The sequence below is a fragment of the Streptomyces sp. NPDC001904 genome (assembly GCF_040297005.1).
Lineage (GTDB): Bacteria > Actinomycetota > Actinomycetes > Streptomycetales > Streptomycetaceae > Streptomyces.
This window is the reverse complement of record NZ_JBEOYI010000030.1, coordinates 79355-90818: the sequence shown is the minus strand read 5'-3', so window position 1 is coordinate 90818 and position 11464 is coordinate 79355. Positions and strand designations below refer to the sequence as shown.

Genomic DNA, 11464 nt, shown 5'->3' with positions numbered 1-11464 from the left:
CCCTGTCCAATATCTTTTGGTTCTCGTCTCTTGGGGGGGGGGGGGTGGCCCCCGTGCGGCGGGGCCCGGGGCTCTTACGATCTGGGGGGGGGGGGGGGGGGCCCCCCCCCCCCCCCACCCCACCCATCGCTTGTTTCCCTACTCGTCGGTAGCATCCTGTCCATGGCAGAGACTCAAGAGGTTGAGGCGCCCGGTCGGGCGGCGAAGGACGAGCGCCGGGCGGCCAAGCTGGCCCGGCAGATCGGCGTGTTCGCCAAGGCCCACGGCGGTGCCGAGGGACAGCTCGCGTACATCGGCGAGCGCGGCACCCGCATCGTGCTCGTCGGCGAGGACGGCGGCTGGGGCGACCTGGTCGCCCGGACGTACGAGATCGCGCAGAAGGCCGTCGAGAAGGCCGGGATCACCCTCCACGAGGACTTCGACGGCGACTTCGCGGCCAAGGTCGAGACGGGCCCGTACGAGTGGAAGCGCATGGCGGGCATTCAGCTCGGCGGCTGACCCGGGCTTTTGGGCGGCCATGGGTGCAGGTGTGCGATCCGAGGTTGAGCAACACCAGGTGCCCTGTCACCCGTTAGGACTGTAGGAGCACGGTCCATATACGGGGAGCCCCGGATGATCGAAACGCCGTCCCTCGTGGACCAGTACTGCCACGGGGTGCTGCGTACGGAGCTGGGCCTCGGCACGTTCGAGGCCCACCTCGGCCGGGGCGAGGGGCCGCCCGCAGCCGGCACCACGTTCTTCGACACCCAGACCGGTTTCGCGGTACGCCGCTGGTGCCCGCCCCTGCTCGGTCTGGAGCCCCACTGCCCGCCCGCCCGCTATCTGGCCAGGCGCCGCGAACTCGGTGTCCTGGAAGCGGGGCGGCGACTGCTGCGCGGCAGCGGCATCACCACGTACCTCATGGACACGGGACTGCCCGACGACCTGCTGGGCCCGGCCGAGATGGCGTCGGCCGCGGAGGCCGAGACCCACGAGATCGTCCGCCTCGAACTACTGGCCGAGCAGGTCGCCGACACCTCCGGCACCGTCGAGTCCTTCCTCGCGAACCTCGCCGAGTCGGTGCACGCCGCGGCCGTCGGCGCCGTCGCGTTCACCTCGGTCGCCGGAGTGCGGCACGGTCTCGCGCTCGCACCGCAGCCGCCGGGGCCCGGTGAGGTGCGCGGGGCGGCCGGGCGCTGGCTCGCGGGCCGCGCGGTGGGCGGGCCGGTGACCGATCCCGTCCTGCTGCGCCATCTGCTGTGGATCGCGGTCGCCTCCGGCCGGCCCCTCCAGCTCCATGCCGGACTGGGCGAACCCGGGCTGCGCATCGACCGCACGGATCCGGTGCTGCTCGCCGACTTCGCCCGGGCCACCGCGGGGCTCGGCACCGATCTCGTGCTGCTCCACGGCTACCCGTACCACCGGCACGCCGCCCACCTGGCGGGGATCTTCCCGCATGTCTACGCGGACCTCGGACCGGCGCTCGCCCGCACCGGAGCCCGGGCCGGAGCGGTGCTCGCGGAGATCCTGGAGCTCGCCCCGTTCGGCAAGCTGCTCTTCTCCAGCGGCGCGCGCGGCCTGCCCGAACTGCACGTGGTCGGCGCGCGGCTGTTCCGCGAGGCGCTCGGGCGGGTGCTCGGTGGGTGGGTGGCCGACGGGGCGTGGTCGCTCCACGACGCGCAGCGGGTCGCCGGGATGATCGCCTCGGGGACCGCGCTGCGGGTGTACGGGCTGGGGCCCACGGGCGAGGACGGCTGACCGGCCTCGCAGAGGAACGTGAGCGGTGGTCCTCAGACCGCCGAGAGCTCCGAGCCCGCCTGAGCCGGTACGCCGGCCGTCGTCTCCGGACGCTCGCGCAGCGACAGGACCACCCGCAGCACCCCGATCCAGACCAGCGCCGAGCCCAGCATGTGGAGGGCGACCAGCACCTCGGGAAGGTCGGTGAAGTACTGGACGTAGCCGATGACGCCCTGGGCCAGGAGGATCAGGAACAGATCGCGGGTGCGGTTCAGCGGCCCCTTGGGGGCGTCGACGGCCTTGAGGACGAACCACAGGGCGAAGGTCAGCGTCACCACGATCCAGGCCAGCACCGCGTGCAGCTTGCTGACCGTCTCCCAGTCCAGCGGCATCCGCGGGACGTCGCTGGAGTCACCGGCGTGCGGACCCGCGCCGGTCACCACCGTGCCGACGAGGATGAGCAGGGCGGCCGCCGCGACCAGGAACCAGACCAGCTGCTTGATGGCCTGGCCGACCAGCGGGCGGGGCTCCGCGTCGCCCTCACGGGTGCGCTGCCACATCAGCACCGCCACCGTGAGCAGCGCGGTGGTCAGCACGAAGTGGGCCGCGACCGTGTACGGGTTGAGGCCGACCAGGACGACGATGCCGCCCAGCACCGCATTGCCCATCACGACCCAGAACTGCGTCCAGCCGAGCCGGGTCAGCGACCGGCGCCACGGCTTCTGCGAGCGGGCGGCGATGATCGCCCAGCCGACGGCGGCGCACAGCACGTAGGTGAGCATGCGGTTGCCGAACTCGATGGCTCCGTGGAAGCCCATCTCGCTCGTCGCGGTCAGCGACTGCTCGGTGCACTTGGGCCAGGTCGGGCAGCCGAGGCCCGACCCGGTCAGGCGCACCGCGCCACCGGTGACGACGATGACCACCGTCATGACGACGGCGGAGAGGGCCGCGCGCTGGACGGTCCGCGGGGTGGGGGTCCAGCGTTCGGCGATGAAGGCGAGCGGATTGCGCACCGCCTGGACGGCGTCGGCGCGGGTCAGGTTTGGCACGGGCCCATCGTAGGGGGCCGCTTGTGCGCGGCTTCACGAGGGGGACGTAACTGCGGAATCTGTGACGGGAGTTACGTCACGCCGACGGCATGTCGGGTCACACCGAGCGATACCGGCCGCCCGTCGGTCACTCCCAGCGGAAGAACCGCCCGGCCGCCCCGAGCCCCACGACCGCCCACACGGCGAGGATCCCGAGATCGCCCCAGGGCATCGACGCGCCGTGCTGGAGCACGTCCCGCAGGCCGTCGGAGAGCGCGGAGATGGGCAGGAGACCGAGCACGGACTGCGCCGCGTCGGGGAACTTGTCGAGCGGCACGATGACACCGCCGCCGACGAGCAGCAGCAGGAAGACGAGGTTGGCGGCGGCGAGCGTGGCCTCCGCCTTGAGCGTGCCGGCCATCAGCAGACCGAGCCCGGAGAATGCCGCCGTGCCGAGGACGAGCAGAGCCACGACGGCGAGCGGGTTCCCGTGCGGCGACCAGCCGAGAGCGAGGGCGATCACGGTCAGCAGGATCACCTGCAGTACCTCCGTGACCAGCACGGAGAGCGTCTTGGCGGCCATCAGTGCCCAGCGCGGCAGCGGAGAGGCGCCGAGCCGCTTGAGCACGCCGTACCGGCGCTCGAAGCCCGTCGCGATGGCCTGCCCGGTGAAGGCCGTGGACATCACGGCCAGGGCGAGGATGCCGGGGGTGAGGAAGTCGACCGCCTTGCCGGAGCCCGTGTCCACGATGTCGACCGAGGAGAACAGGACGAGCAGGAGGGTGGGGATGACGACCGTCAGGAGCAGCTGCTCGCCGTTGCGCAGCAGCATCTTCGTCTCGAGGACGGCCTGCGCGGCGATCATGCGGGGGAGCGGCGCGGCTCCCGGGTTCGGTGCGTACGTACCGGCGCTCATCCGCGCAGCTCCTTGCCGGTCAGTTCCAGGAACACGTCTTCGAGGGTGTGCCGCTCGACGGAGATCTTGTCCGGCATCACGCCGTGCTGGGCGCACCAGGAGGTGACCGTCGCCAGCAGCTGCGGGTCGACCGTGCCGCTGACGCGGTAGGAGCCGGGGGTCAGCTCGGCGGCCGCGGAATCGGGGGGCAGGGCCTTGAGCAGGGAGCCGACGTCGAGGGCCGGGCGGCCGCTGAAGCGCAGCGTGTTCTCGGCGCCGCCGCGGCACAGCTGCTCCGGCGTGCCGTGGGCGATGACCTTTCCGGCGTCGACGATCGCGACGTCGTCGGAGAGCTGCTCGGCCTCGTCCATGTAGTGCGTGGTCAGGATCGTCGACACGCCGTCGGCGCGCAGGTCGCGGACCAGGTCCCAGGTGGCGCGGCGCGCCTGCGGGTCGAGGCCCGCGGTCGGCTCGTCGAGGAAGACCAGTTCGGGCCGGCCCACCACGGCCATCGCGAGCGCCAGGCGCTGCTGCTGGCCGCCGGAGAGGCGGCGGTAGGTGGTGCGTCCGCAGCTGCCGAGGCCCAGTCGCTCGATGAGGGCGTTCACGTCGAGCGGGTGGGCGTGCAGCTTCGCGATGTGGCGGAGCATCTCGTCGGCGCGGGCGCCGGAGTAGACGCCGCCGGACTGGAGCATCACGCCGATCCGGGGCCGCAGCCTCGCCGCGTCCCGCACTGGGTCGAGCCCGAGGACGCGGACGGTGCCGGAGTCCGGCCGCCGGTAGCCCTCGCAGATCTCGATGGTGGTGGTCTTGCCCGCGCCGTTGGGGCCGAGGACCGCGGTGACGAGGCCTGCGCCGACCGTGAGGTCGAGGCCGTCGACGGCGGTCTTGCCGCCGTACCGCTTGACGAGGCCGGCGGCCTCCACGACGGGGTCGTTACTCATACGGGCGAGTCTACGGAGCCGGTCGGAACGGCAGGCCGGTGGGGATCAGGGAGCCGGGCGGGCGCGTCCGACGGCACGGAGCGCGGCGCGGCGGACGTGCGGTCACCCGGCCTGCGGCCGGTGTGCGGGCAGCCACTTCTGGGCGTACGCCACCGCGTCGGCGAGGGGGAACAGGCGGGTGTCGGCCGCGCCGACCCGGCCCCGGACGACCGGGCTGTCGCGTTCGAAGGCGGCGCCGAGTTCGTCGAAGCCGTCGGCGGTGATCGCCACCTCGGTGACCGGGTGCCAGCCCGCGGGGCCCGGGCGTCCGGCGTCCTCCAGCCGGAAGGGGATGCGGTACTCGGCGAGGTGGAAGCCCGTGCAGGCGTCGTAGCCGGCGCCGAGGAGGAGCACCCGTGCGCCGAGTTCCTCCAGACGGGCGAGCGGGCTGCGCTCGCCGAGCCGGCAGTCGGGGGAGTGGCTGTCGACGATCCGTGCCGCGCGTCGGCCCAGCGCCGCGAAGGAGGTGTGCGGGTGGGCGCTGCGCAGGGCGCCTGGCCAGGTGCGCACGGTCTCGGGGAGCACGCCGACACCCCGGCTCGGCGTGGTCGCCGGGTCGTAGCCGGGCATCGTGGCGCGGACCGTCTCCCACCATTCGCGCGGGACCGGCGGATCGCCCCAGCCCTCGGGGTCGGTGAGGTCGCCGGTCTGCGTGGGTACCGCGAGGGTGCCGCCCTGGCCGACGGCGTCGAGCAGGGCCTGGACGACGGCGACCGGGCCGCCGTTGACCCAGCCGAGACTGCTGAGGGAGGTGTGCACCAGGAGGGTTTCGCCGGGTTCGACCCCGAGCGCGCGCAGATCCGTGGCGAGGGAGGCGCGGGTGACGAGCGGGCCGGTCGGTTCGGGTGCGGGCATGGTCGGAAGTGTCCGGGAGCTGCTCCCGGGGCGCCAGGGGATTTCGGGGCAGCAGCGGCGGGTTTTGATCGATCAAAGATCGTTTCCGCAGGTCACGCCCCGTGCCTACTTAGGTCTACCTAAGTGATGCACCGCACCGCGCGGCGATCACCTCGCCGCTTGTCAGGCTCTGAGGAATTACGCAACAATGGCGTTGTGAAAAACGTCGGCGAGGCTCAGGAGGCCCCCATCGGGGCCCCGCAGGAGTTCGCGGCCGGGGAGCGTTCGGAGCGATCGACGCGCAACCGGGTCGCGCGCTCCATCCTGGACCACGGCCCGTCCACGGTCGCCGATCTGGCCGGACGCCTCGGTCTGACCCAGGCTGCCGTCCGCCGCCACCTCGACGCCCTGGTCGCCGACGACGTCGTGCAGCCCAGGGAACAGCGCGTCTACGGGGCCCGCACCCGCGGCCGCCCCGCCAAGGTGTTCGCCCTGACCGACTGCGGCCGGGACGCCTTCGACCAGTCCTACGACAAGCTCGCCGCGGAAGCGCTCCGCTGGATCCGGGAGACCGCCGGGGGCGACGAGGCAGTGGTCGCCTTCGCGCGCGCCCGCATCGCCGCGCAGGCCGCGCCGTACAAGGCCGCGATCGACGCGGCCGACCCCGACCAGCGGGCCCACGCCCTGGCCAAGGCCTTGAGCGCGGACGGGTACGCTGCTACGGCGCGTAGCGCACCGGTCGGTGAGCAGCTCTGCCAGCACCACTGTCCCGTGGCCCACGTGGCCGAACAGTTTCCGCAGCTGTGCGAGGCGGAGACGGAGATGTTCTCCCAGTTGCTCGGCACTCATGTGCAGCGGCTGGCCACGATTGCCCACGGCGACGGCGTCTGCACGACGTTCATCCCCAGGAACACCCCCAAGAATCACGACAACGCATCTGCAAGCACGGCCGGGAGGAACCCCGCATGACTCTCCCCATCGAGGAGACTGCCCACCCTGAGCTCGAGGGCCTGGGCAAGTACGAATACGGCTGGGCGGACTCCGACGCGGCCGGCGCCTCTGCGAAGCGCGGTATCAACGAAGACGTCGTCAAGGACATCTCCGCGAAGAAGTCCGAGCCGGAGTGGATGACCAACCTCCGCCTCAAGGGCCTGAAGCTCTTCGGCAAGAAGCCCATGCCGAACTGGGGCTCGGACCTGTCCGGCATCGACTTCGACAACATCAAGTACTTCGTGCGCTCCACGGAGAAGCAGGCGGAGTCCTGGGAGGACCTGCCCGAGGACATCAAGAACACGTACGACAAGCTCGGCATCCCCGAGGCGGAGAAGCAGCGCCTCGTCGCCGGTGTCGCGGCCCAGTACGAGTCCGAGGTCGTCTACCACCAGATCCGCGAGGACCTGGAGGAGCAGGGCGTCATCTTCCTCGACACCGACACCGCCCTCAAGGAGCACCCGGAGCTCTTCAAGGAGTACTTCGGCACCGTCATCCCGGCCGGCGACAACAAGTTCGCCGCGCTGAACACCGCCGTGTGGTCGGGTGGCTCCTTCATCTACGTGCCGAAGGGCGTGCACGTCGAGATCCCGCTCCAGGCCTACTTCCGTATCAACACGGAGAACATGGGCCAGTTCGAGCGGACGCTGATCATCGTCGACGAGGACGCCTACGTCCACTACGTCGAGGGCTGCACCGCACCGATCTACAAGAGCGACTCGCTGCACTCCGCGGTCGTCGAGATCATCGTGAAGAAGGGCGCCCGCTGCCGCTACACGACCATCCAGAACTGGTCGAACAACGTCTACAACCTGGTCACCAAGCGCGCCGTGGCGTACGAGGGCGCGACCATGGAGTGGATCGACGGCAACATCGGCTCCAAGGTCACCATGAAGTACCCGGCCGTCTACCTGATGGGCGAGCACGCCAAGGGCGAGACGCTGTCCATCGCCTTCGCGGGCGAGGGCCAGCACCAGGACGCCGGCTCCAAGATGGTCCACATGGCGCCGAACACGTCGTCCAACATCGTCTCCAAGTCGGTGGCGCGCGGCGGCGGCCGTACCTCGTACCGCGGTCTCGTCGAGATCGGTGAGGGTGCCGCCGGATCGAAGTCGAACGTGCTGTGCGACGCGCTGCTCGTCGACACCATCTCGCGCTCCGACACGTACCCGTACGTCGACGTCCGCGAGGACGACGTGTCGATGGGCCACGAGGCGACCGTCTCCAAGGTCTCCGAGGACCAGCTCTTCTACCTGATGAGCCGCGGTCTCTCCGAGTTCGAGGCCATGGCGATGATCGTGCGCGGCTTCGTCGAGCCGATCGCCAAGGAGCTCCCCATGGAGTACGCCCTCGAGCTCAACCGGCTGATCGAGCTCCAGATGGAGGGCTCGGTGGGCTAGTCCCCACCGACCGCCGTCTGACGTCAAGCCCCTCACGTACGTAATGAAAGCGAGCACTACGACAGCCATGGCTGAGGCTCAGAACATCTCTGCGGGGTCCACGACCGCGGGCGCCGTCGCGGTCGCCGCCGAGTCGACCGTCGCCACACGCATGAGCGCGCCCCCCTCCTTCGACGTGCAGGACTTCCCGGTCCCGCACGGCCGTGAGGAGGAGTGGCGGTTCACGCCGCTGGACCGGCTGCGCGGCCTGCACGACGGCACCGCCGTCGCCACCGGCACCGGCGTGAAGATCGACGTGGAGGCGCCGGCCGGCGTCACCGTCGAGACCGTCGGCCGGGACGACGCCCGCATCGGCAAGGCCGGCACGCCCGTCGACCGCGTCGCCGCGCAGGCGTACTCGGTCTTCGAGAAGGCCTCCGTCGTGACCGTGCCCAAGGAGACGGTCCTCACCGAGCCGATCCGCATCGCGGTGCAGGGCGAGGGCGGCGTCGCCTACGGCCACCAGGTCATCGAGCTGGGTGCCTTCGCCGAGGCCGTCGTCGTCATCGACCACACCGGCGACGCGGTGCTCGCCGCCAACGTCGACTACGTGCTCGGCGACGGCGCGAAGCTGACCGTCGTCTCCGTGCAGGACTGGGACGACAAGGCCGTCCACGTGGCGCAGCACAACGCGCTCGTCGGCCGCGACGCCTCCTTCAAGTCGGTCGTCGTGACCTTCGGCGGTGACGTCGTCCGCCTCAACCCGCGCGTCAACTACGCGGGCACCGGCGGCGAGGCCGAGCTGTTCGGCCTCTACTTCACCGACGCCGGCCAGCACCAGGAGCACCGCCTCCTGGTCGACCACAACACCCCGCACTGCAAGTCGAACGTCGTCTACAAGGGCGCGCTCCAGGGCGACGACGCGCACGCCGTGTGGATCGGTGACGTCCTCATCGAGGCCGCCGCCGAGGGCACGGACACGTACGAGATGAACCGGAACCTGGTTCTGACCGACGGTGCCCGTGTCGACTCCGTGCCCAACCTGGAGATCGAGACCGGCGAGATCGTCGGCGCCGGTCACGCCTCCGCGACCGGCCGCTTCGACGACGAGCAGCTCTTCTACCTGATGGCCCGCGGCATCCCCGAGGACGAGGCCCGCCGCCTCGTCGTGCGCGGCTTCTTCGCCGAGCTGGTCCAGCAGATCGGTGTCGCCGACATCGAGGCGCGTCTCCTCGAGAAGATCGAGGCCGAGCTGGAGGCCACCGTCTGATGGCCTTCGTACGCGCCTGCGACCTGAGCGAGCTGGAGGAGGACACCCCGAAGCGGGTGGAACTCGACGGCACGCCGGTCTCGGTCGTCCGCACCGAGGGGGAGGTGTTCGCGATCAACGACATCTGCTCGCACGCGAACGTCTCGCTCTCCGAGGGCGAGGTGGAGGACTGCCAGATCGAGTGCTGGCTGCACGGCTCCGCGTTCGACCTCCGCACCGGCAAGCCGTCCGGCCTCCCCGCGACGCGCCCCGTCCCCGTTTACCCCGTACAGATCGAAGGGGGCAGCGTCCTCGTCGACGTAAGCGCCTCCCTCACCCAGGAGTCCTGAGGCACCCATGGCAACGCTTGAAATCCGAGACCTGCACGTCACCGTCGAGGCCGACAACGCCACGAAGGAGATCCTCAAGGGTGTCGACCTGACCGTGAAGCAGGGCGAGACGCACGCCATCATGGGCCCGAACGGCTCCGGCAAGTCGACTCTCGCCTACTCGCTGGCGGGTCACCCCAAGTACACGATCACCTCCGGCACCGTCACGCTCGACGGCGAGGACGTCCTGGAGATGTCCGTCGACGAGCGCGCCCGCGCCGGCCTCTTCCTCGCCATGCAGTACCCGGTCGAGGTCCCCGGCGTCTCCGTCTCCAACTTCCTGCGCACCTCGGCCACGGCCGTGCGCGGCGAGGCCCCCAAGCTGCGCACCTGGGTGAAGGAGGTCAAGGAGGCCATGGAGAAGCTCTCCATGGACCCGTCCTTCGCCGAGCGCAACGTGAACGAGGGCTTCTCCGGCGGTGAGAAGAAGCGCCACGAGATCCTCCAGCTGGAGCTGCTCAAGCCGAAGATCGCGATCCTCGACGAGACCGACTCCGGCCTGGACGTCGACGCGCTGCGCATCGTCTCCGAGGGCATCAACCGCGTCCGTGAGAACGGCGAGGTCGGCACCCTCCTGGTGACCCACTACACGCGCATCCTGCGCTACATCAAGCCCGACTTCGTGCACGTGTTCGCGAACGGCCGCATCGTCGAGTCCGGCGGCGCCGAGCTCGCCGACCAGCTCGAGGCCGAGGGCTACGACAAGTACGTGAAGGGTGGCGTATCCGCGTGACACAGCTGCCGGGCCTCCTCGACACCGAGGCGATCCGCAAGGACTTCCCGATCCTCGACCGGGTGCTCCACGACGGCAAGAAGCTCGTGTACCTGGACAACGCGGCGACCTCGCAGACGCCGCGCCAGGTGCTCGACGTCCTGAACGAGTACTACGAGCAGCACAACGCCAACGTCCACCGCGGCGTGCACGTGCTGGCCGAGGAGGCCACGGCGCTGTACGAGGGCGCGCGCGACAAGGTCGCGTCGTTCATCAACGCGCCGAGCCGCGACGAGGTCATCTTCACGAAGAACGCCTCGGAGTCGCTCAACCTCGTCGCCAACATGCTGGGCTGGGCCGACGAGCCGTACAAGGTCGACCACGAGACCGAGATCGTCATCACGGAGATGGAGCACCACTCCAACATCGTGCCGTGGCAGCTGCTCTCGCAGCGCACCGGCGCGAAGCTGAAGTGGTTCGGCCTCACCGACGACGGCCGCCTCGACCTGTCGAACATCAACGAGGTCATCACCGAGCAGACGAAGATCGTCTCCTTCGTCCTCGTGTCGAACATCCTGGGCACCCACAACCCGGTCGAGGCCATCGTGCGCCGCGCCCAGGAGGTCGGCGCCCTGGTCCTGATCGACGCCTCGCAGGCCGCCCCGCACATGCCGCTCGACGTGCAGGCGCTCCAGGCCGACTTCGTGGCCTTCACCGGCCACAAGATGTGCGGCCCGACCGGCATCGGCGTGCTCTGGGGCCGTCAGGAGCTGCTCGAGGACCTGCCGCCGTTCCTCGGCGGTGGCGAGATGATCGAGACCGTGTCGATGCACTCGTCGACGTACGCTCCCGCGCCGCACAAGTTCGAGGCGGGTACGCCGCCGATCTCGCAGGCCATCGGTCTCGGGGCGGCGATCGACTACCTGAACGCGATCGGCATGGAGAACGTCCTACGGCACGAGCAGGCGCTCACCGAGTACGCGGTGAAGAAGCTCCAGGAAGTCCCGGACCTGAAGATCATCGGCCCCGCCACGGCCGAGGACCGGGGCGCCGCGATCTCCTTCACGCTCGGCGACATCCACCCGCACGACGTGGGCCAGGTCCTCGACGAGCAGGGCATCGCGGTCCGCGTCGGCCACCACTGCGCGCGACCCGTCTGCCTGCGGTACGGAATTCCTGCGACCACGCGAGCGTCGTTCTATCTGTACTCCACGCCCGGCGAGATCGACGCGCTGGTCGACGGCCTGGAGCACGTACGGAACTTCTTCGGCTGAGCGCTGGGACGGATG

Annotated in this window: 12 protein-coding genes; 8 read left to right on the top strand and 4 right to left on the bottom strand. The window is 70.4% G+C overall.

Annotated elements, in window-relative coordinates:
• The first annotated feature begins 162 nt into the window (after positions 1–162).
• On the top strand, positions 163–498 hold the full coding sequence (locus tag ABT127_RS33850) for a hypothetical protein (RefSeq protein ID WP_351458587.1): 336 nt from the start codon (positions 163–165) through the stop codon (positions 496–498).
• Positions 499–612: 114 nt separating this feature from the next.
• Complete coding sequence (locus ABT127_RS33845; protein ID WP_351458585.1) at positions 613–1737, top strand: amidohydrolase family protein; 1125 nt, start codon at positions 613–615, stop codon at positions 1735–1737.
• Positions 1738–1769: 32 nt separating this feature from the next.
• Here ABT127_RS33845 and ABT127_RS33840 read toward each other — a convergent pair whose 3' ends face one another.
• The 4 genes from ABT127_RS33840 to ABT127_RS33825 all read right to left on the bottom strand — a co-directional run bounded on the left by ABT127_RS33840 (position 1770) and on the right by ABT127_RS33825 (position 5477).
• A complete protein-coding gene (locus tag ABT127_RS33840; RefSeq protein WP_351458582.1) occupies positions 1770–2765 on the bottom strand; it encodes a COX15/CtaA family protein in 996 nt (331 codons plus the stop codon).
• Between the two features lie 127 nt (positions 2766–2892).
• Positions 2893–3660 (bottom strand): ABC transporter permease, encoded by a 768-nt coding sequence (locus ABT127_RS33835; RefSeq protein ID WP_351458579.1) that lies wholly within the window; start codon positions 3658–3660, stop codon positions 2893–2895.
• The gene (locus ABT127_RS33830) at positions 3657–4583 is read right to left on the bottom strand and encodes an ABC transporter ATP-binding protein (protein ID WP_351458576.1); all 927 of its coding nucleotides are present in this window, start codon (positions 4581–4583) and stop codon (positions 3657–3659) included. The genes ABT127_RS33835 and ABT127_RS33830 overlap by 4 nt, the downstream gene beginning before the upstream one ends.
• A 102-nt stretch (positions 4584–4685) precedes the next feature.
• Positions 4686–5477 carry an AAC(3) family N-acetyltransferase gene (locus ABT127_RS33825; protein WP_351458573.1) on the bottom strand — a complete coding sequence of 264 codons (792 nt, stop codon included), beginning with the start codon at positions 5475–5477 and terminating at the stop codon, positions 4686–4688.
• A gap of 195 nt (positions 5478–5672) precedes the next feature.
• Here ABT127_RS33825 and ABT127_RS33820 point away from each other — a divergent pair, with 195 nt between their 5' ends.
• The 6 genes from ABT127_RS33820 (at position 5673) to ABT127_RS33795 (ending at position 11449) form a co-directional block, all read left to right on the top strand.
• Positions 5673–6425 carry a helix-turn-helix transcriptional regulator gene (locus ABT127_RS33820; RefSeq protein WP_351458571.1) on the top strand — a complete coding sequence of 251 codons (753 nt, stop codon included), beginning with the start codon at positions 5673–5675 and terminating at the stop codon, positions 6423–6425.
• Complete coding sequence (gene sufB, locus ABT127_RS33815) at positions 6422–7846, top strand: Fe-S cluster assembly protein SufB (protein WP_111666937.1); 1425 nt, start codon at positions 6422–6424, stop codon at positions 7844–7846. The genes ABT127_RS33820 and sufB overlap by 4 nt, the downstream gene beginning before the upstream one ends.
• Before the next feature lie 67 nt (positions 7847–7913).
• Positions 7914–9095 carry a Fe-S cluster assembly protein SufD gene (sufD, locus tag ABT127_RS33810; protein WP_351458568.1) on the top strand — a complete coding sequence of 394 codons (1182 nt, stop codon included), beginning with the start codon at positions 7914–7916 and terminating at the stop codon, positions 9093–9095.
• The gene (locus ABT127_RS33805; RefSeq protein WP_351458565.1) at positions 9095–9424 is read left to right on the top strand and encodes a bifunctional 3-phenylpropionate/cinnamic acid dioxygenase ferredoxin subunit; all 330 of its coding nucleotides are present in this window, start codon (positions 9095–9097) and stop codon (positions 9422–9424) included. Before sufD ends, ABT127_RS33805 begins: the two co-directional genes overlap by 1 nt.
• 7 nt (positions 9425–9431) lie before the next feature.
• On the top strand, positions 9432–10196 hold the full coding sequence (sufC, locus tag ABT127_RS33800) for a Fe-S cluster assembly ATPase SufC (protein ID WP_351458562.1): 765 nt from the start codon (positions 9432–9434) through the stop codon (positions 10194–10196).
• Positions 10193–11449 (top strand): cysteine desulfurase, encoded by a 1257-nt coding sequence (locus tag ABT127_RS33795; RefSeq protein WP_351458560.1) that lies wholly within the window; start codon positions 10193–10195, stop codon positions 11447–11449. Before sufC ends, ABT127_RS33795 begins: the two co-directional genes overlap by 4 nt.
• The last annotated feature ends 15 nt before the right edge of the window (positions 11450–11464 follow it).

What these genes read in the sequence shown, in the direction of transcription:
- ABT127_RS33850 (WP_351458587.1), top strand. Translation starts at nt 163, where the DNA reads ATGGCAGAGACTCAAGAGGTTGAGGCGCCCGGTCGGGCGGCGAAGGAC.
- ABT127_RS33845 (WP_351458585.1), top strand. Translation starts at nt 613, where the DNA reads ATGATCGAAACGCCGTCCCTCGTGGACCAGTACTGCCACGGGGTGCTG.
- ABT127_RS33835 (WP_351458579.1), bottom strand. Translation starts at nt 3,660, where the DNA reads ATGAGCGCCGGTACGTACGCACCGAACCCGGGAGCCGCGCCGCTCCCC.
- ABT127_RS33830 (WP_351458576.1), bottom strand. Translation starts at nt 4,583, where the DNA reads ATGAGTAACGACCCCGTCGTGGAGGCCGCCGGCCTCGTCAAGCGGTAC.
- ABT127_RS33825 (WP_351458573.1), bottom strand. Translation starts at nt 5,477, where the DNA reads ATGCCCGCACCCGAACCGACCGGCCCGCTCGTCACCCGCGCCTCCCTC.
- sufB (WP_111666937.1), top strand. Translation starts at nt 6,422, where the DNA reads ATGACTCTCCCCATCGAGGAGACTGCCCACCCTGAGCTCGAGGGCCTG.
- sufD (WP_351458568.1), top strand. Translation starts at nt 7,914, where the DNA reads ATGGCTGAGGCTCAGAACATCTCTGCGGGGTCCACGACCGCGGGCGCC.
- ABT127_RS33805 (WP_351458565.1), top strand. Translation starts at nt 9,095, where the DNA reads ATGGCCTTCGTACGCGCCTGCGACCTGAGCGAGCTGGAGGAGGACACC.
- sufC (WP_351458562.1), top strand. Translation starts at nt 9,432, where the DNA reads ATGGCAACGCTTGAAATCCGAGACCTGCACGTCACCGTCGAGGCCGAC.